We start from the raw sequence: 20,318 nt of genomic DNA on the forward strand, positions 1-20,318 counted from the left end.
CGCTTCGCCAGGTCGATGGCGAGGATGTGGACGTCGGTCATCTGCTCCTCCTTCGCTTGGCACCTCCCGGTGCCGGTCCGGCATCATACGACGCCGCTCGAAGGGGGCATCCACCCCATCAGTTCAGTCGGCCCATGAGAGCGCCACCTCCTGGGGGCTCCGCGTGAGTGCACACGCTGTCCGAGCAAGCTGCGCAGTTCTGCGCAGCAGAAGCAGATCGCGCCCATGGGCATCCTCCACTTCTGCGGGGCATTTGCGCTTGCGCGGATTGGGGCCACTCGATCTTCGCCCCTCCTTCAGCCGATCCGGATGCCCGCGCGTTGTATCAGCGGATCGTTCTGCAGCTCCCACAGGGCCACCGCGTGGTTTGCTTCGCGGAATCGACCACCGAAATGCAGCCCGAGCACCTGGTGCGTCTCGAGATCCACGACGCACGATCCACTGTTGCCCCCCAGCGTCGAACAATCGTGGGTGAATATCTTGTCACCGGCGGAGAAACCGAGGATCTCGCCGGGCTGGAGCCGCTTGACGTTGAAGATGTTGCCGAACAACCGCTGCATCGGCTCTGGATCGTTACGCCGCCCGTCCCATGCCGGATAGCCGACCACGTAGACCTGGCGCTTGGCGAGCCGCCGCGGTCGGCTGGCGGGCGACAGGATGGGCAGGCGCGGCGGCAGCGCCCCGCCGCCGCTTCGATCGAGTCGGAAAAGCGCCATGTCGAGCCGGCCATGGATGCCGATCAGGGCCTTGATCCGAACCTCGGCGGGCGTTCCTCCGCCGAGCTCCTCGGCAAAGTCGATTCTCGCCTTCATGCCCGGGGTGATTCCCCAGCGCCCGTCTGAGCGAGGGGAGGTGAATTCGGTCGCGACGTGGCGGTTCGTCATGATCACGTCGTCGCCGACAAGGAAGCCGGTGCCGACCCATTCGAGATCGGGATGGCCCTCCACCTCGATGCGGCCGACGCTCTTGAACAAGGCCTCGATCGAAGCGCGGTGCGGTTCTAGCGTCTGCCACTCAGCCGGAGGCGGAAAGAACCTGCCCTGCTGGATGAGGATCGCCGGCCTGCCGGTCAGCTGGATGATAGCCTCGGCACCCAGTTCCTCGGCCGGAGTGAGCTCGGCTTCCTCGCCTTCATTCAGCAGGCGCGCGATGCCGCGCTGACCGGCTTCGATCACCGCCCTGCGTTCTTCCTGGATCGCGAACTCGAGGCCGCCAAGTTCCGGCAGCTCGTTTCTATCGGTCGTATCGGAGGTTTGGAAAAAGGCTTCCTTGAGGATCGGCGAGGCGCGCCTCGGTGCCTCGGCGGCGAGCAGTTCCTCCGGCGACGCGTCGAGCACGCTCGTACCGGCGTTCTCGAGGTTGAGCAGCCGCAGCCGTTCACGCAGCTTGCAATGGGCCATGATCGTTCCTCCTTCTGGGGCCTGGCGTTCTGTTTCACTTGGCGGATGGGGGCGGTCCTCGAGCGCGCGCACCGACGCGAGCCGCGGCGAGGCCGGCACATCGCCCAGGTGGGCGTCGGCCAACTCGAACCACGGCAGTCCGTAGGCGCGGTAGAGCTCGCGAGTAATCGGGGTGGGCGGCGTCGGCGTGCCGGTCAGCTCCGCCCAATCGTCGGCGTGAACCAGGTGAGCGGTAAAGCTGGCCCTCGGCCGTTCCGACCATACGTCTGCGCCGTACGGGTCCGGATAGATCTTCTGCTCGAGCTCCCCACCGGCGGCGAGCCCCATCCTCAATGGCGTTTCGGCGGCAAAAGCTTCCGTTTCCACTTGGTGCTCGCCTGCCGGAGCGCTTTCGAAGACAAGCTCGGGGCGTGCGGGGAACACCAGGAACTGGACACCCGCCTCGTCCTCGCTGCCGCTAAGCTGGCCCTCGATGCTCTGTCCGCTCCCCAACCTCGTGGCCACGAACTGGCGGACCGTGCCGTCTCCGCTGTTGATGCCGTCCAGCCAAGCCTGCGGCGGACAGACCAGGTAGTCCTGCGCAGCGTTGCGCACTTGCGCGTCGAACGGAGCGCCGGACACGGCATTGATGCCGCCTGCCGCGACCTTGACGGCGAAGGCGCTGCGCTCGGCCGGAACGAACAGCACGAACAGGGCTTCGCGATCGTGCAGCGGGAGCAGGATGTCGTCGGCGCCGACTCGCTGGCGCCAGGCTTCCGGCAGCCGATCGCTAAGCTCGGCGGCGCGGCGGATCGGCAGCGCGCCGAGCCCGGCGGGAAGCGGATGGCGCTTGCCGTAATTGGGCAGCCGCAGGGTGCGCTCGAAACCGATCCACAGGCGTCCGTCGATCCGGATCCCATGCGGCTCGATCTCGAGCATCGCTACGCTGGCTGCGGGATTTCGAGGTGGTAGCCCGGATCGGCTGGCGGCTCGAGAAACTTGCTCACGCGGCCGTCTCGCCTAACGGCCGCAACGAAAGCGCTCTTCCGCGCCACCGAGCTGGGGGCGACGTCGAACACGTTGAGGACCTTGGGATCGGACGCGTGGCGCGAAACCCGGTTCGGTCCGATCCTGACGATCTCCTTCGCCATCAGAGCCTTGATCGTGTCCGGCGCCTGTCCGGCCTGTTTCGCCTTGCGATAGACCTCGATCACCTGGTCGCCCGCCGGCCCGTAGAGCGCCTTCTGATGCGCGACGCCGAACTTCTCGAGGTTGTTGAACATGACCCTTGCCTGATCGGCGGGGCCGCGTGAGGTGCTCGAGACGGTGACGCGCGCCACACCGGCGGAGCGCATGATCTCGGTCAGCACCTGCCGCGAGAACGCCGTCACGTGCTCGCTCTTCGCATTCGCGCCAAAGGCGATGACGGGGGTGTCCGGTCCCTCCAGGCCCTCCAACTCCAGATCGGCTTCCTCGGCGAGCTCGCTGGCCCGCTCGAAGGCGTCGAGCACGTCGAACGGTACGCCGAAACCCTCCTCGCCTCCGTCTGGGCCAAGGCCTTCGGCCAAGCTCTCTTCGCCCGGCACGAACCCGGCCGCGGGCGGGGGGAGAGGCAGGCCTTCGCCCTGTTGGCCATAGCCTACGGGCAGATCGTCGCGATCGAGGATACGGCGCAGGACGCTGTCCATCGTTGCGGGATCGTCGTCGAACCCGCCGTGGCTGACGCTCTCGCTGCGGTTCCGCACGGGCGAGCCCGGCGGCGACTTCGACCAGATCGCCTCGACACCCGGCATCCGTGGCGAATCGCCAAGTCCGAACAGCGCGCGCAGTCGCGCGTCGCCGCGGAGATCCTGTTCAAGGCCGAGGATTGGGGTGCCGGCTTTGTCCTCGAGAGCGTGGTAGATCAGGTAGAGGAGCGACTTGCGGTAGACGCCGAGGCAAGTGTCCGCCTGCTCGCGCAGCCGGTTCATCGTGAACAGCGACAACTGCTCGATCGACCCCCCTTCGCCGGCCAACGGGGCGAGCCGCTCAAGAAATCGATCGACCCGGATGGCGGGAGCGAGCAGGGCGAGGGTCTTGATCGGCGGCACGCCCGTGTCGAGCGCGTAAGGCAGGAAGCTGGCATGGAAGATCGAGCCGGCGCTGTGGCCGACGGCATGCAGCTCCACCAGCCCTTCGTGCCGGTCGCAGAATTCGGCCAGCTTACCCGCGACGTATGCCGCGCCTCCCTCGTCAGGGTCCACCGCGAGCCGCGCGCTCTGCTTCATGTCGCTCCAGATCGCGGAAGCCTGAACCGCGCGGGCCAGCTTCTCGATCGCCCGATCGGTCAGATTGGCGAAGCGGTCGCCGAACGGAACCTCCTCACCGCCGGACCGGCCCGTGAGCAGCCGCCCGAGCGCCGCGAGCAGCCCGGTCTCCCACACGAAGTAGAGCGGATAGACATCGTTCCGCCGCCACCAGCGGACATGCTTCGCCGCAATGGCGAGCCCGTCCTGTTCGTTGATCAGACCGCCGTGAGCCCAGATCACCAGCCGCAGGGGATTGGCCACCGTACGACCGCGCACCGCGGTCTCCAGATCCTCGCCGAAGACCGCATCAACGTCTTCCTTGCTGGTCGTGTAGCGGCCGGTTCGGCTGAATCGTCCGCGTGCCAGATTGATCACATGCGGACGCAAGGTCTCGAGCAGTTCGACGTCGAGGCCGCCAGCCCACGGGCCCTCCGCCGCGCCAAACCCGCTGGCAGAGCCAAACTCCTCATCGCTCGCCCGCTTACCTTCGGCAGGTTCTGCGAAAGGCGATTCCTCGACGGCCGCCCCGCCTCCGCCACCGCGCATCAGCGCCAGCACCAGTTCGCTGACTGCCTCCAAGTCTTCGCCTCCGGCCATGTCCGGCGGAAGATCTCCCGCGCCGAGGGCGGCACGATCGTCTGCGACTTCGCTCTCATCGCCGGCAATAAACTCCGGCGGCTCAGCGGCGCCGGACGCGGAAGGCGCATCGTCGTCGCCCAGAAGCAGGTCTGTGTCCGGTGGCCCCTCGCTCCCGTCGTCGCCCAGCAGAATGTCGCCTGCGCCCGCTTCTAGCGCTGAGTGGATGGGCAGGCTCTCAGTCCCTCCGATCTCTGAGAACAGACGGTCGGCGATCCGCTCGCCGGTGCGCAAGGCTTCGACCGCCCGCAATGTCTGCTCATACGAGATTGCGCTGCCGGGACAGGACTTGTCCGACATCTGGTTGTGGAAGCGAAGCGCTCCCAGCGGCAGCCCGAAGCGGTCCTGCACCAAAGCAACGACACGCAGCGCGGCTTCCTTCTGCGCGCCCCTGAACACATCGCGGCCCCGGTCGAAGTCGCCGATCATCTCGAACATGAACGGGCCGGCGCGGCTGGTGCCGTTATGCCCGCCGGCGCTCGCCGGAGCCAAGTTCCAGTTGCGACCGAGCCAGAGGCCGCCGCCGGGGTCGATCGTCAGATGCTGGGCGATGTCCCGCCAGCCGTTTTCTGTCGTGTGCACCCGCCACATGCCGACAATCGTGGCATGGCCGTTGAACTGGGCGTGATTGGGCCGCCAAGTATGATGCATGTGCACGGCATTGATGCGCCGTTCGAACGGGAACTCGCGCAATAGCGAGGCAAACTGATCTACCGTGATCTTGCGGAAAGGAGGCGGCATCGGAGTTCTCCCCAGCGGAGCATTTGGCAGCGCACCAGGCGAGTCGCTGGTACCAAGTAAGCTCGACACCATCAACTCACGTTTTTGGAGGCGATGCCGGATGGCGAATCGAGAGGTTCGAACGCCAGACTACCGGTCCAGATGAACCTGAGTCATGCGGTAGAATGGCTCCTTATTCACCCGAGAGGTTCCACAGCCGGCTGAAATCCACCGTGGCCACATCCACAGCGCTAACTTACGGTGTGGCAGCCGAGCGCAGCCCTGTCCTGACCAAGCGGCCGCAGATCGGGCAAGCACGACGTATTGCCGGGCCTCGGCACAGAGACACTTTGGCAAACTATTTCTCTCTTATGTGAAATTGCCTACTGGCAACCAATCCGTCGAGAGCTATCATCAGTTTCGGCCGGGAGATGTGCGAATGCTCGAGTCGGGTGATCGAGAGTACGTCAAGGCGCAGCTTCTCTCCCGCGTTGGGAGCGACATCTCGCCTCGGCAGACATTTATAAGCGAGTTGCCGATCGACATAGCCATACAGTTAGAAGAGGGCCTCGCGCCGCAAGTGCTCGTGGAGCGAGTGCTTGTCTTCTGCGAGGCGGACGGCTGGCGCCGAAGCCCACCTGCCCTTTCTTCGCTGTTGACAGCGCTGCTCGGAAATTCAGGTCGCATTCCCGAGCTGGTGGCAAAGCTCACGGTACCGCCCGGCGCGCAAGCCACTTTGGACCCGTTTACTACTTCGATTTTGGATATCGGACTGCCATTTCTCGACCGGTCTGAGACGCGCAAAGTGTTGAGGACATGGCTCGACCTCATGCCGAGGCAGCAGGTGATGGTGGTCGAGGGCCCCTCTCAAACAGGGAAGACTTACACCAACGACTTCGTCCGCCACATCGTGCGCCACGTCATGACCACGTCGAGCGACATCCGCACCGTCATCGTCGCGTTCGACAGGGATCAGGCCCGCTCAGTGGGCCCACTCGAACTGGCGAAGGACCTGGTCTGGTACATAAGCGGAGTTGTAGCTGGCGCTCCCGAATACGACACCAACACGACAGCCTTCGTGAAGCAGCTCGTCACCTGGGTTTTGGGAGAGGCAAACAAGGCCGGCCTGAAATGGTGGTTCGTGCTCGATGGATTCCGTTCTTCGCATCCGGGGGAAGAGCCGGGCTGGGAGCTGAGGGACGACACCCGTGAGTTCCTTGTAGCGTTTGTCCGAGGATTGACGAACGGGATCAACGCAGCTCGGCACCGTCTCCTGCTCCTGGATTTCGACCGTGCCATTCTCCCGCTTCCCCCAGGTGCAGTCGGCTTCGACAGAACTTGCCCGATCCCCCACGCCGCCGTGAGAACCGTGATTGATTCAATCATCGCGAAATCCGCGAGCAGCCTCGATCCGGACGCTGTGGAAGCCGATATCCTGGATGGCCTCTCCAGTCCCATCGCCGAGCTTCCGGAGCTCAATGCACGGCTCGTCGACTTGTTGGCTGAGGCAGCATGATGGGCGCTGAGCCCGATGCGGCCACGAGACAGTTACTAGAGGCGCTGAGGGTTCGGCGTGAGGCGCGGGCTCGGGCGCAACACGATCTGAGTGCCGCGACATCCGCAACGTCCCCGTTCGTGCTTGCTGCCTCCGTGCTCCACGTCTTCGACCCGGGCACGCTGAGACCCGCCGGAGCTGCGGACGGGGGCGATCCGGTTGACGAGCTCTATCATCGCTCGGCACCAGCCATCGGCTGGCCCGGCATGAGAACGCTGAAGCTGGACAGCCGGATCGAAGCACTTTGGTCGATGGGCTCGCGGGAAGCCCTGCTGAACGCGATCGAGGCAAATCCCAAGCGCGAGATGTCCTCGCTGCAGCAGGTCTTCGAACGAATGCTTCGAGCAGAAATTGGAGATCTTGCGCGGCTGCCGTTCGCCGATCTGGGTGACTTGCTTCAGCTGTACGAATGGCAGCTGCACCGGCTAGTGCCGATGCCCCCGCAGGACCAGGTGCGCGAGGCGCACCTTCGCCGAGCGCGCTTATCTCGCTTCGACCATCTCGTCGACCGGAGCTTCACAGGACGCGAGAGCGACCTCCAGGTCCTCCGAGACTATGTTGGAGTGGTTTCGCCTTCCGCGTGGTCGCGAGTGCGATCATTCTTCAGCTCAGAAACGAGGTCCCCGCTGTTCATCTCCGGCCCGGGCGGCGCCGGCAAGACGGCACTGCTCGGCCGCTTCTTGATCGAACATGTCGAGGCGCCGACGTCCGGCTGGTTCCCGTTCGCCTACGTCGCCTTCGACTCGGATGCCATCGACGTGCGCGAGCCGTTCACGCTGCTGGTCGAAGTGGGCGGGCAGCTCGCCGCGCAGATAGCTCACGCTGCCGACCCGCAGACGCGCCGCTCATTGGAAGTGGCGCTGGCCGACTATCGCGATGGCGTGGGGCGCTACCGGGATGCACGGGCGAGCCTGACGCACCGGGCGTCGGTGCATGAAAGCCAGCGTGGGCGCCTCGATAGCCTGGGTAAACAGGAGCGTAAGCTGTGCCTGCGGTTCGCGCGCCTTCTGCAAGTCATCTCCGCTGCAGCGGGCGAGCAGCAGAAGACTCGGGCAGTACCGGTGCTGATCGTATTCGATACGTTCGAAGAGGTGATCTACCGGGCGCGGCAGGATCTGATCGGTTTCTGGCGCACGCTTGCTCAAGTGTCGCGGGAGTTCCCGCCCCTGCGCGTGGTCATCGCGGGTCGTGCGGGGCCCGATGCCGCGACCGCCGCCGCCGAGCATGTCAGCGAACACCCCTTGAAGGACCTCACCTCGTCCGAAGCGGCGTCCCTGCTCGTCAAGCTTCGGGTGAGCCCCCCTGAACGCGCGCGGACTATCGCCCGGCAGGTAGGCGGGAATCCTTTGACTCTGCGGCTCGCAGCGCGCGTCGCGCAGGACGAGCACGAGGGCGCGGGGCTGGACGGCCTCGAAACAAAGCGCTTCGGCATCCTGGCAATATCTCCGGCTCTGATCCGAGGCCAACTCTACAGGCGGGTGCTGGAGCATATCCACGACGATGACGTGCGTGCCCTGGCGCACCCGGGCATGGTCCTGCGCCGGGTGACCCCTGGCATCATCAAAGCAGTACTCGCACCGATTTGCCGGATTCAGAACGCGGCCAAGAATGCCAAGGACTTGTTCGAGGCGCTGCGTAGGGAACATGCGCTCGTCCGCCTCGAAGGCGATGGCTCGCTGCGATACCGGGAGGAGGTACGGCGGCCCGTACTCGATCTGCTCCAACAGGACATGTCGGAGCAGGTGCGCCAAATCCACCAATTGGCTGTCTCGTATTACTTCGATCTCGGGTCACCGGCGGATGCGCCCGGTGCGCTCGAACGAGCCGAGGAGATCTATCACCGGTTGATGCTTGGGCAAGGAGGCTGGGACCTGGACGAGCGGTGGCTGCCCGGAGTCGAGAGCTATCTGGCGACCGCCATCGAGGAGGTACCGCTCGCGCAGCGGGTATGGCTGGCGCAGCGGATGAGTATCGAATTGCCGGCCGAGCTCTACGCGCTGGCCGACCAGGAGGAGTGGGAAAAGCTGGTCGGACCCAGGGTCCTCGCGATGCTGCGCTACGGCGAGTTCGCACAAGCGGCCGAATGGCTTTCTCAACGTCAGGACCGAACGCCTGCAAGCCCGCTGTTCGCGCTTGAGGCGCGCGTGTTGATGGGGCTGGGCAAGTATGCCGAAGCCGATGCGCTCCTGGAGAAAGCCCTTGCCGGGTATCCCGTGACCGGTGACCGAGGGCGTTCTGCCGAGCTCCTGTGGCTCTACGCGCAGAGCAAGAGCCAGACACAGCTCGATGCGGACGTGGTCAGCGCGTTAAATCGCCTGGTCGAGCTTGCTGCGACTCTCCACAGTCCGCTGCCGCTGGTGCAGGCGCTGACCGAGCTCGTGGACCGGATAGGGAAATCCGATCCGGCGAGAGAGACGGACCTGCGGGAGCAACTATCGCGTGCGCTCCAATCCCTCTCGCGCGAGCAAGTCGATCTCGAGCGGTCTCTCGTCAGGCTGGCGCTGGTGCGGCTAGGCAGCAGTTTCCCGAGAACGGCCGAGCGGCTTCTCAGGGATGTGTACGGCGAATTCGCCCATATGGCGCGGGTCGGTCAGATCGCCGTCGAGGAGGCTTGCGCTGCCGCCGCCGAGGCATTCGCCCGCTCCACCGCCACGGAGTTCCAAAAACTCGCTTCGCTGAGCTCCGGTTCTGCGGTGACCATGGTCGACGAGGTGGAGGGGCTGCTTCAGCGCCTTGCCGGTTCCGGGGACTTGCCGGCGTTGCGCCTCGATGGCCCGGCCCTTGACGGCATTCTGACGCTGCTGAGGGCCGAGAACGCGACTCTGTCGGGGGCGACGCTAGCGGGTCTCGCAGAGTCGCGGGAAACGTGGGAATCGGACATCAGCGCCGAGGTCGCGGCGTGACATGATCGACTATCTCGATCCCGACGAGCGCCGCGAGATCGCCACTGCCATGCTCGCTACGGCCGGGTACGGTCCGGCGGAGCGTACGGCGATCATCGCAGACCTGCCTTTGTGGGTGCGAGGACAGTTGCCGGGCGGTCAGGCCGCGCCGCGCGTTGCCGCGATGCTCGACTTGGCGTGGTTAGGCACAATCGAGCGGCTGAGCGATGGTTCAGTCCCGCTCAAGACGTTTCTTGAAGCGGTGCTGTACTTTGCCGGCAGTAATGTCGCCGCCGATCCGATCAGGCGGAAGCTTGCCGAAGTCGATGCGCAGGCGACTGGCGCCCCGCCGGTCCCGCCTAGTCCTCCGGAGGAAATCCAGGAAAAATATGTCACGCGCACGGCGATGGTGCCCCGCCGGTTCCTCGATGGCGCGCTCGAAGCGGCGAAGGCGGTCGCCAAGCTCAGCGTCAGACGGGTGGAGAACGGCCAGGTAGTCCAGCGCGACGGGGAGCCGGTCGTTTATGTCGGAACCGGTTGGCTGATCGGCAGCGGCCTCATGATCACCAACCATCATGTCATCAACGCCCGCAACCAGGGCGAGGCGCTGGCCAGTGGAGCCGATTTCGAGGCGCAGCTTGCTGGCACCACGGCGCGGTTCGATTACGACGAAGAGAACTTGGCCGGAACTGAGATTGCGGCCGGAGAGCTGGTCGCCGCCGACAGGGCGCTCGACTACGCGCTGTTTCGCGTGGTTTCGAATCGAACACCCCTCGAAATTGCCCGAGAGCCGATCCTGAACGTCGTTCCCGAAGAGGCGGCCGCCGTCAACATCATCCAGCATCCGGACGGTCACGCCAAAAAGTGGGGCGTAAGGAACAACCTCGTCTTCGCCGCTACGGCCGTGGAGCTTCGATACTTCACCGACACGCTGAACGGCTCTTCGGGCTCGCCGGTGCTCAACGACGAATGGAAAGCAGTCGCGCTTCACCGGGGCTCGAAGTTCGTCACCGGTGTGCAGTTTCAGGGGCGAAGCGTCGCGTATGTGAACGTCGGGACGCAGATCAGCGCCATTCTCGATCATCTCGCGGCCAATCACGCGGGGAAGGTGCCTGAACTAAGTCAGTAGCGCGCAGCATCGCCGCGGACCGCCGCGGCTTTGGGAGGAACGATGAGCAGCACCGAAACACAGCTCGAGCGGCTTCGCCAGTGGAATGCAGCCACGGCAACGGTCGAGACCGAGCTGGGCGGACAGGAGGCGGAATTCGCTCAGGAGGCTTTCGCCCCGCCCGCCACCGAGGAAGAAGCGCTCGCCCAGGAAAGCATCATCATGCGGCGGCGGCGGCCGGTCCTCGCGATCAAGAACGACAGCGCGGAGCTGCAGTTCGCCGACGAGGTAGACAGCGCCTTATGGGGCCCACGGCTGTTGCAAGCGATGCCGCACATCGAACGCGCGGCGCGGGCCGTGGGCCGGATCGACCTGGTCGGTGGCCCCCTCGAGTGGGTGGGCACAGGCTGGCTCGTCGCAGACGATGTCCTCGTGACGAACCGGCACGTGGCCAGGGAGTTCGCCCGCCGCGACGGCGCGGGCTTCACCTTCAGTCCGGGCGGGTCGGGGCCGATCGGCGCGTTCGCGGATTTCCTGCAAGAGAGCGGCAATCCAGCGACGCGCCGATTCGAGCTGCTTCGTCCCTTGTACATCCAAGAAGCCCCCGGCCCGGACGTCGCCTTCTTTGAAATCGCACCGAAGTCGGATGACGTTGCGCTCGCGGCGCCTTTGATGCTGGCCGGACGGCCGGAGGCGACCGAAAACGCCGCCGTCATCGGGTACCCTGCCTACGACAGCCGCATACCCGAGCCCGAGCTGATGGAGCGGATCTACGGGCGCGTTTACAACAAGAAGCGTCTCGCGCCCGGGGCAGTGACGGACGTCGATCCCAAACGGCTGCTCCATAATTGCACCACGCTTGGAGGGAATTCAGGCTCTGTCGTGCTCGATCTCGACACGGGCGAGGCGCTCGGGCTCCACTACAGCGGCAGTTTCCTCACGACGAACTATGCGGTTCGCGCCGACATTGTCGGGCAGCTGCTCGACGAGGTCAGGAGCGGGCGCACACGGGCGCACAGGCGCGAACCGGCAAGCGATCGGCCCTCCGTCCGGGCGACGGACGGCGAGCAGTCCGCAACAGCGGGCTCCCGTCCTAGCCAAGTCGTCGGCGAAGTCACCATCCCACTGACGATCACCGTATCGGTTGGAGAGGCGATGCCCTCGTCGCGTTCCTACCGTCCACAGCCGTCTTGGCAGCAAGGGCAGGACGACGCAGAGGACGAGGTCGAGGGGCTGGAAGGCCGCGTCGAGGACTATCGCGACCGCGGCGGCTATGTGGCCGATTTCCTCGGTCCAGAAGTGCCGCTGCCCAAGGTCCGAGCCAATGGTTCCGACGTCCTGACCTTCGAGCTTGACGGCAAGACAGAACACGAGCTGCGGTATGAGCACTTCTCCGTCGTCATGAGCCGATCGCGCCGGATGTGCTTTTTCAGCGCCGTAAACATCAGCGGGCGGCAATCCCGGAAGAGCAAGCGCGGGCCGTGGCGCTGGGATCCGCGCCTGCCGCGGACGCAGCAGATCATGAAGGAATGCTACGGCAATCCGCCTCGTTTCAGCCGAGGGCACATGACTCGCCGGGAGGATCCGAGCTGGGGCGACGAAACCACCGCGGACAGGGGCAATCAGGATTCGATGCACGTGACGAACGTCGCCCCGCAGATGCAAGCCTTCAACTCGCCGATCTGGCTGGCGCTCGAGGATTATGCGCTCGACAACGCTCGTTCCGACAAGATGGACATTTCTGTCTTTACAGGCCCCTATTTCCGTCGCGACGACCCCGTCATGTATGGAGTGCAAGTCCCCGTCGCGTTCTGGAAGATAATTGCATTCATTCATGAGGAGACGCGACAGCTATGCGCGACCGGCTACGAGCTCGACCAAAGGCAATCCATGGTGCCGGAGGAGGAGTTCGTGTTCGGCCAATTCGTGTCGCCACAGCTTGGGATCGCCACCCAGGTGCCGATTGCCGCCATCACCCGGCGCAGCGGCCTCTCATTCGAGCCTCTCGCGACCCATGATCCGCTGAGCCCCGAGCAGGAGCTAACCGAAGGGGCCGCCGTAGGACGCAGGCTCATGGCAACGAACCAGATCCGGTTCATTGCCTGAAGCATCTTGGTGGTCGCAACCGCGGGTGCTGCCTCGCCGCGGGCTCAAGCAAGGGTGATCGAAAGTTCCGAAGGTTCGCCTGGCTTTACGTGGATCGCCTTCTCGGCCTCACGTGGCGCCCCGCCGCTTTGCGCGACGACGCGAAAGACCCGCTGGCCGGGCGTGATCTGTCCGAGCGCGAGCGACTTGAGCTTGGTCTTCGTTCTTTCCGAACCATCGACGTAGATGGTGGCCTCGCCGTCAAAGGCGCCGACAATCGTCAGGTTCACGTGCACCGGCTTCTCCGCGTCACGCGCCTCTCGCTGCCGCTGCGTGAGCTGCTGCATCTCCGCCCGCTGATCCTTCAATTGCTTCTCGACGCTGGTCAGCCGCGTCTGAGAAAGATTGCCGAGTTCGGTGAGGGAGGCCTTGAACTCGTCGCGCCAGGTCTCGGCTTCACCCGCCGCTAGTGCGTCGAGTTTGCTGCAATACTCCTGGGCAAGATCGATGAGAGCAGCTCGAGTTCGTGCCGGTGCTGAAGCATCTTGGGGGTCGACGGCCTGGAGCAGGCGAAGCTGCTCGAACTGGAACTGCGTCCATAAATTGCGGATCGAGATGATCACCCCGATGTGGCGAAAGTAGCCGCTGGCCGAGCCACTGCTTCGTTCGATGAAACTGATCGCCGCCATGATCGCGTAGATCACCAGCACGACGATGAGCAGGAAAGCGTCAAAATTCCGAATGGGCGGATCCTGCTCCCAAATGGGTGGGGCAATTCGTATCACTGTCGCCACCGCGGTGAGGAGCAGCGCCAGCGCGCCAAGCCAGATCAGCCACCTGCGGCTGTCGTTGACCCAATTGCCGGCAGCGCGACGTCCATTGTAGTAGCCGGCGCGCTGGTCCGTCAGCTCTTCGATCTTGGTGGTCAGCTTCTGGACGAAAACATCGAAGTCCGGCTCGGCCGCCAGAGCCGCTGCGTCAAGTTCGATCGGGTCGAATGTGTTCCCAGCGTCGGGAAAGCTTTTCATGGCACCCCCGTTCCTCATTACCCAATTAGTCTACCGATGAGAGGCAGATTCCCCTCCGTCATCGTCGCTATCCGCCGGCCATATTAGTCGGATCGCCGTGATGGTCTGCGCAGCAAAGCTCGGCAACCCACCTCCGGAGCAGTTGCGCCGCTCCGATGCCATAGGAAGCTGGGGCCTTTCTGATTTGCATAGAGTGGACAGTATTGAGGCTTCCAAATATCTGCAATCGTATTGTGTGGAAAAATGTGTTGCTCCTGTTCTTGATGCTCGCGAGCAGCTTCCGAATGCGATGCGTCTGTCGTGCATCAATCCTGCGCTTGATTGGTAGTCGGAGCATCGATGGAGCTGGGCGTCAGCAAGAGGCGTCTTCCAACACAATCGCTCGAAGCCGGACGTTCCGCTTTGGTAATGGTCAAGTTCCAGAGTGGACGGTCAGCTAGCGGCCCAATCTCCGTCGTTCTGCGGTGCCGATCGGGCAAGCTTCGGACGTCGGCTTATGGCCAGACCTGCCGTTCAGCACTTCGCCATGGAACGGCCGAAAAGTCCCCAATCCCTGCCATTCACGGTGTCCGTCAGGGCTCGTCGAAGCGGTCGGTCCGCTCACATGAACGAGTGGCAGGTTTCGGGCATCGGGAGGGCGCGCGTGAATGACCGGGATTGGGTCCAATCCTACGTTAGGGCGCTAGGTGTTTGATCCCACGGTTTGATGGTGCGATCCTTTCGTTCGAATGGAAGGAAGCCGTATGGGACAAGTTCGTCACGGGAGCGCCACGACCACGCACGCCGTCCGAGCAGCAATACAGCGATCGCAAGCTTCGCTCGCGACGCTGAGCCGTGAGCTGGGGGTCAATCCGAAGACAGTCGCGAAGTGGCGCAAGAGGGCAACGGTCGAGGATATGAAGACCGGGCCGAAGGCCCCTCATTCAACGACCTTGTCCGAGGCTGAAGAGGCGATGGTTGTGGCGTTCCGACGGCACACACTGCTGCCGCTCGACGACTGCCTCTACGCCTTGCAGCCATCGATCCCGCACCTGACCCGGTCAGCGCTGCATCGTTGCCTCCAGCGGCACGGGATCTCCCGTCTGCCCGATGTCGAAGGCGACAAGCCAAAGCGGCAGCGCTTCAAGCGCTACCCGATCGGTTTCTTCCACATCGATATTGCCGAGGTGCAGACTGCCGAAGGCAAGCTCTACCTGTTCGTCGGCATCGACCGCACCAGCAAGTTTGCGGTCACCCAGTTGGTCGACAAAGCCGACAGGCGGACAGCGTGGGAGTTCCTCGAACACCTGCTGAAAGCCGTGCCTTACCGCATCCACACCATCCTGACCGACAACGTCCTATGTCGGGAAGCAGCGGTGGGTTTTGGCCAGCAGATATCCAAGCGCCGACAACCATCGGCGCGGTATGCAATTTGAGCCAGATGGCTCCCACCGTCAACGGGATCGCTCCCTGCCATAGCAAACACAGGATCCAGCGGCGCCGGGGCGGCCGTGGTCCTCACCATCCTTAAAACGAGATACGCACCCAGGTGGAAGGCCCGAACATTATCTACAGGGTCGCTCGACGAGCGCCCTCACGGCACTTGCAGAGAGGGGTCCTTCCACCTGGCATCCGACCGTTCGAGAAACGGCCGGTACTCTGTCCCCGTCTTGACGACGGCGTGAGCCACGCGCGCCATCTTGGCGGTCAGCGCCGTCATCGCCTTACGGCGACGGTCGGCATCGTCCGCGTGCCCGGCGACATATCGTCCGAGCTTGTCGCGGAAGCTGTTGTCGCGCTGACGCGCGGCGACCTGAGCAGCCATCCAGAAGGTCCGGCGTAGGCGCGCGTTACCGTACTTGGACAGCTTGGTGCGGCCACGGAACGTGCCCGACTGGCAGGTCGCGAGATCGAGACCGCAGAACTTCAGGAACTGGCGATGATGGTTAAAGCGACGCAGATCGCCGGCCTCGGCCAGGATGGTCAGCGCGTTGATCGGACCGATGCCCGGAATGTTGCGCAGCAGCTGGTAGTCGACGTCATCGATGAGCCGCGCATGGGCCAGCCGCTCGATCTCGTCGCGCTGGCGGATGAGGCTGCGGCCCTGCGCGATGACCATGCGGAACATGGTGATGGCGGCTGAGTCCTCCGGCACCGGCAGCGCCGTCGAGGCGGACGCCGTCTCGTAGATGTCGTTGATGAGGCGTGCCTTGGAAACCTTGCGGCCGATGAGCGGCCATGCCGCAGCCGAGAATGCCTCGCGGTCCAGCGCCGTGATGGTGGCCGGTGTCGGAAACCGCTCGATGAGCGCGAGGAACCAGTCGGACCGGCTGTTGCCTGCGAAGCGGGCGATCTCAGGGAAGTACAGCGGCAGGTAGTGGGTCAGTATCCGGTGCCAGGTCTGTGTCTTCATCCTGGAGATCGTCTCGTGGGTTTTCGACAGCTCCTGCAGGTCGTTGATCCCGGCCACCAGCGGGTCGACGTAACGCTGCGTCGCGCCGATCCGCAGCATATGCAGGATGACCTGCGCGTCCTTGGGGTCGTTCTTGTCCCAGCCGTTGTGCAGCGCCTCACGCGTTCGGGCGAGCGCGACCGACGAGATGAGGCGCAGCTCGAACCCCGCCGTCAGCAGCCGGTGTGCCAGCGTGCGATGGTAATTACCCGTCGCCTCGAACCCGACGATGATGGGGCGCCCGATGGCAGCGAGTTGCTCGGCAAAGCCGTCATAGTCCTGCCTGGTCGCCATGACGGTCATCCGCCGGCGCCGGCCGCCTTCCGGTCGCTCTATGAGGACCTCCTGCCGGTTCTTGGACATGTCGATGGCTACCAGCACGGCGCCGGCAGGCGTAGAGGTGAGCTTGGTCATGGTCGGTCGGCCTCCAAAGTGTTGTCTCGACAACCTCACTTTAGATACCTGCTGGCCGACCATGGCTTGCCCTGATGAAGCCTGCGGCCGCTTCGCGGCCTTGTCTTCATCAGGGCCACAGTGGCTCCCGTTCCAGCGCTTCCCGATGTGCTATGGCAGCGAGTTCATCGCCACCGCCGTCCAGACCTGGCTCGGACAGATCGGCGTGAAGACGCTCTACATCGCCCCGGGCTCGCCATGGGAGAACGGCTATAACGAGAGCTTCAACGGGTCGCTTCGCGACGAGCTGCTCAATGGCGAGATCTTCTACAGCCTCGCGGAGGCCAGGGTGCTGATCGAGGCATGGCGCCGTCACTACAACACCGTCCGGCCGCACAGTAGCCTGGGCTACCGCCCGCCGGCCCCGGAAGCGGTGACACCGCCATTACCGGCCTCCGGTTCCGCTTCGCTCCACCTACGCACGGCAATGGCGGCGGAGACGACAATGCACTAACTAACAAGCCGGACCACCCGGTGGGGGCTGCTCACCCCGACGAGACGGGTGCATCAGCGCGTGAGGGCGATGAAGGGTGAAGGCGGTGCCGTCGTTACCGCCGGGAGCATCGCACAGTGAGCGCCGAGGTGAACAGGATCGAGATCGACGCCGTCGATTTCCAGATCTCCTGCCGCCGTTTCACCATTCGCGCGTCCGTGACCAATGACCGACAGCTGCCGGTCGTCGACGAGTTCGTCCTCCGGCTCCTCGCCGTGCTTGAGCGGATGCACGTCACGAGGTTGCGAGCGTGGTTCGGCTTCAGCGAGTCCGAGATCGAAGCGGTCCTGCTCGACATGGGACGCAACAAGTACGTCGAGTTCGACGGCGACGAGGTGATGCTGGCGCCAGCCGGACGGGAACTGTTCCGTTCCGCCGACGACGGGGGCGCGCCCCACATCGTTGAGGTCACCCCCTTGGTCGAGACGGTATGGTTCGACCTCGTCAGCCGGAACATGGTGCCGAGGTCGAGAACACCGAACACGGACTACCTCGTCCGCCTGGCCGAGCAGCCGAACGCGCGCGAGTTCCCGGAGGCGTTCGCACGGCAGGCTTTCGAGGAGAACTTCCGGGACTATGCCAAGCGTATCAGACGCTTCCCGGAGCCGGACAAGGTGAACCTCTATTCGATCTCCGACGTCGAAGGAGGAAGCTACGGCTACCAGCTTCTCCCGGCCGGACTTGTGCTCGACACCGACCGGATGACGGTCAGGACGACCTTCTCGGAACTCGGCGAAGACGCTGCCGCCTTCCAGAAGCTCACGGTGGCGGCCAACGACGCCTGGCAGACGGCGTATTCGCCCGAAGCGACGCCGGTGACCGCCGCGGAGTTCGAGCGGATGACGGGACGGGGGGATCTCGCCTCCCTCATCCACGCACCGACCGAGGCCGAGGGATGGATCAAGGCCATCACCATGCTGGGCCGCGAGGAGGCGAGTTTTACCGCCACCATTGGTGCGAGCTACATGGCATCCAACCTGGCCCGACTCGTTGACCGCATCGCGACGTCCGACGCTGCGTCGGAGGAGCTTGAGGTGACATGGCTCCGACCCAGCGGCTCGACGTGGGGGCGGACGCTGCGGGTGGCCGAGGCGCTCAACCAGATCCGGGCCGCCGCGCGGAACTCTGGACGGTCGGAGCTCAGGACCGTGCAGGCGATGCCCAGGTCGACGCACCGGACCGTGAGGCCGCAGCATCGCCGGCTGTTCGAGCGCGGCTACCTCCTCCCCCAGGGGCATCTGCCCGCGAACCTCGAGGTGCTGCTCGTGCCCGGCATCGGCGCGCTGGTGAACGTCCATCTTCGTCTGGGACACCACTCCGTACCGGTAGGGGGCCTCGTGACCGACCCCAGGCGTCTGGTCCGGATCAGGGAACGCCTCGACCCTTCAGCCACGGTGGGATGGGACGAAGCCTGGCGGCCGAGCGGCCAAGGCGTGGTCAGCGGTGCATCCGCACCGCGACGAACTTGAGCCGGTCTGGGCACCGTTGGCGAAGTCGGGCTGTTTTCCACCGCAGTCGGCGGACTCCCATGAGCTGCGCTGGGGAGGCTGCGCCGACTTGCCGCCGGGCCCCCGTCGAGCCATCGCTGTTCGTTCTCGCCTCGTTGTGCCATGACGTCGTGGTGTCGCGTCGCTAGGTCAGCAAATCGCCCGAGCCGCAGTCGGTCGGCGCTCGTCGCGCCTCGGCTCGTGTTCCACCGACACTGACCCGAGCCAGTTCGACACGACGATCGCCAACCGGGCGTTTGAGGCGCGCGACGCGATGGACGGCGGTAAGCGCGGCGTGGGGGCCGCAGATTATGCGGCTTGCGCGGTCGGCTGATCTGCCGGGGGCATCCAGTTCCACGGCATCAATTCGTCCCAGCGACTGGCGGGCCAGTCGTCGGCGACCTTGGCGATGACGTCGGTGATGTAGGCCTGCGGGTCGATGCCGTTGGCCTTGCATGTCTGGATGACGGTGTAGATCGCGGCGGCACGCTCGCCGCCTGCGCGTGAGCCGGCGAACAGCCAGTTGCGGCGTCCGACGGCGATGCCGCGCAGCGCGCGCTCTGCGATGTTGTTGTCGATCTCCAGACGCCCGTCACTCAGGAAGCGGGACAATGCGGGCCAGCGCTTCGTGCCGTAGGCGATGGCTTTGGCCATCTCCGACTTGGGCGACAGGTGGCGCAGCGCGGCGTCGAGCACGCCGCGCAAGGCATCGACCAGCGGTCGACTTTTCTCCTGACGGGTTCGGCATCGCACATCAGGTGGCCGACCCCGCACCTCGGCCTCGACCGCATAAAGCGCGCCGATGCGCTCGAGGATGTCGGTGGTCAGCGGCGTCGGGACAGGGCGCGCCCGCTATGATCCCGCCGGCACGCTCAAGCTGTACCTGTACGGCTACCTCAAGCGGATACGCTCGAGCCGGCGCCTGGGCGGCGGAGGCTGGCCGCAATCTCGAGCCGGTCCGGTTGCTGCGCTGGGTGCGGCCGGACTATCGGATCATCGCCGACTTCCGTCACGACGACCGGACCGCGTTCAAGGCCGCGTTCCACGGGTTCGTGTTGCATTCCGCAAGCTCGAACTGTTCGAGCGGAAGCTGCTGGTGGATCTTACGCGTCAATCCCGCGCGATCGGATCACCGGTGGTTCGGCGTCGCGCACGCGCTGGCCAGAGGGCCGGCGGTCGTGATCATGCGGCGACGATCGCCAATGTATGTTTGGGTCGGTTGCGGGTCCCCGCAACCAACCTTGCCAAAAGCCCCGCAGCCCCGCACTGCGGGGCTTTCGCACGTCTGCACGCGTCCGCATGCGACGTTGCCCGCCAGCCCCCACATCCCCACCGCGCCCGACCAGTCCGGCCCGCCATGCCGAAACCAGCGGCCTCCGCGCTCCGCGCACCCGCCCGGAACAGATCCGCAGCACAAGCGCTGGGCACAACATATCGTCCGCAGCCTACCCCACATAGCGAACCTGTCCCAGCGCGTCTCCAGCATCAAGATCGACGCCCATAGCAGCGTCCCGGCAGCCGCACAGCGGCCGCACCAAGCCTCAACGCAATCGCCGATGCCCTCAGCGGGTAGGTTCGCCCGGCCGAACGACGACATTTCCACCCTTCATCACGAACGCGACATGCTCAAGGGTCCGCCCGTCGGTCTGAGCAGCCCCCACCGGGTGGTCCGGGGTGATTGTTAGTGCATTGTTGTGTCCGCCGCCATTGCCGGGCGGAGGTGGAGCGAAGCGGAGCCGGAGACCGGCAATGGCGGTGTCGACGCTTGCGGGG

The 20,318-nt window shown here is 64.9% G+C and carries 8 protein-coding genes and 5 pseudogenes; 7 read left to right on the forward strand and 6 right to left on the reverse strand.

Annotated features, from left to right (window positions below; translation table 11 throughout):
* Positions 1-296 precede the first annotated feature (296 nt).
* Together MF607_RS21390 and MF607_RS21395 are read right to left on the reverse strand one after the other, a co-directional pair.
* On the reverse strand, positions 297-2,318 hold the full coding sequence (locus MF607_RS21390; RefSeq protein ID WP_242122124.1) for a trypsin-like serine peptidase: 2,022 nt from the start codon (positions 2,316-2,318) through the stop codon (positions 297-299).
* Positions 2,319-2,320: 2 nt separating this feature from the next.
* The gene (locus MF607_RS21395; RefSeq protein WP_242122125.1) at positions 2,321-5,044 is read right to left on the reverse strand and encodes a peptidoglycan recognition protein family protein; all 2,724 of its coding nucleotides are present in this window, start codon (positions 5,042-5,044) and stop codon (positions 2,321-2,323) included.
* A gap of 418 nt (positions 5,045-5,462) precedes the next feature.
* Between MF607_RS21395 and MF607_RS21400 the strand changes: the two genes are divergently transcribed.
* The 4 genes from MF607_RS21400 to MF607_RS21415 all read left to right on the forward strand — a co-directional run bounded on the left by MF607_RS21400 (position 5,463) and on the right by MF607_RS21415 (position 12,674).
* Entirely contained in the window at positions 5,463-6,539 is a 1,077-nt protein-coding gene (locus MF607_RS21400) for a hypothetical protein (RefSeq protein ID WP_242122126.1), read from the forward strand.
* A gap of 245 nt (positions 6,540-6,784) precedes the next feature.
* Positions 6,785-9,481 carry a tetratricopeptide repeat protein gene (locus MF607_RS21405; protein WP_242122127.1) on the forward strand — a complete coding sequence of 899 codons (2,697 nt, stop codon included), beginning with the start codon at positions 6,785-6,787 and terminating at the stop codon, positions 9,479-9,481.
* A 1-nt stretch (position 9,482) separates the two neighbouring features.
* The gene (locus MF607_RS21410) at positions 9,483-10,589 is read left to right on the forward strand and encodes a trypsin-like peptidase domain-containing protein (RefSeq protein WP_242122128.1); all 1,107 of its coding nucleotides are present in this window, start codon (positions 9,483-9,485) and stop codon (positions 10,587-10,589) included.
* A 42-nt stretch (positions 10,590-10,631) separates the two neighbouring features.
* Entirely contained in the window at positions 10,632-12,674 is a 2,043-nt protein-coding gene (locus tag MF607_RS21415) for a DNA/RNA non-specific endonuclease (RefSeq protein WP_242122129.1), read from the forward strand.
* Between the two features lie 44 nt (positions 12,675-12,718).
* On the opposite strand, the gene MF607_RS21420 is transcribed toward MF607_RS21415, so the two are convergent.
* A complete protein-coding gene (locus MF607_RS21420; RefSeq protein WP_242122130.1) occupies positions 12,719-13,681 on the reverse strand; it encodes a hypothetical protein in 963 nt (320 codons plus the stop codon).
* A 743-nt stretch (positions 13,682-14,424) separates the two neighbouring features.
* Here MF607_RS21420 and MF607_RS21425 point away from each other — a divergent pair.
* Positions 14,425-15,015, forward strand: a pseudogene (locus MF607_RS21425) (transposase family protein); the annotation flags it as partial.
* Positions 15,016-15,229: 214 nt separating this feature from the next.
* Here the strand turns inward: MF607_RS21425 and MF607_RS21430 are convergent.
* Positions 15,230-16,526, reverse strand: a pseudogene (locus MF607_RS21430) (IS110 family RNA-guided transposase).
* 154 nt (positions 16,527-16,680) lie between these two features.
* On the opposite strand from MF607_RS21430, the pseudogene MF607_RS21435 reads away from it, so the two are divergent.
* Both MF607_RS21435 and MF607_RS21440 read left to right on the forward strand, forming a co-directional pair.
* Positions 16,681-17,019: pseudogene (locus tag MF607_RS21435) on the forward strand (integrase core domain-containing protein); the annotation flags it as partial.
* Positions 17,020-17,135: 116 nt separating this feature from the next.
* On the forward strand, positions 17,136-18,527 hold the full coding sequence (locus tag MF607_RS21440) for a hypothetical protein (RefSeq protein ID WP_242122131.1): 1,392 nt from the start codon (positions 17,136-17,138) through the stop codon (positions 18,525-18,527).
* A gap of 327 nt (positions 18,528-18,854) precedes the next feature.
* On the opposite strand, the pseudogene MF607_RS21445 reads toward MF607_RS21440, so the two are convergent.
* Both MF607_RS21445 and MF607_RS21455 read right to left on the reverse strand, forming a co-directional pair.
* Positions 18,855-19,382: pseudogene (locus MF607_RS21445) on the reverse strand (IS66 family transposase); the annotation flags it as partial.
* A gap of 844 nt (positions 19,383-20,226) precedes the next feature.
* Positions 20,227-20,318, reverse strand: a pseudogene (locus tag MF607_RS21455) (integrase catalytic subunit); the annotation flags it as partial.

Origin of the sequence: Sphingomonas lacusdianchii (assembly GCF_022664395.1) — a bacterium.
Lineage (GTDB): Bacteria > Pseudomonadota > Alphaproteobacteria > Sphingomonadales > Sphingomonadaceae > Sphingomonas > Sphingomonas lacusdianchii.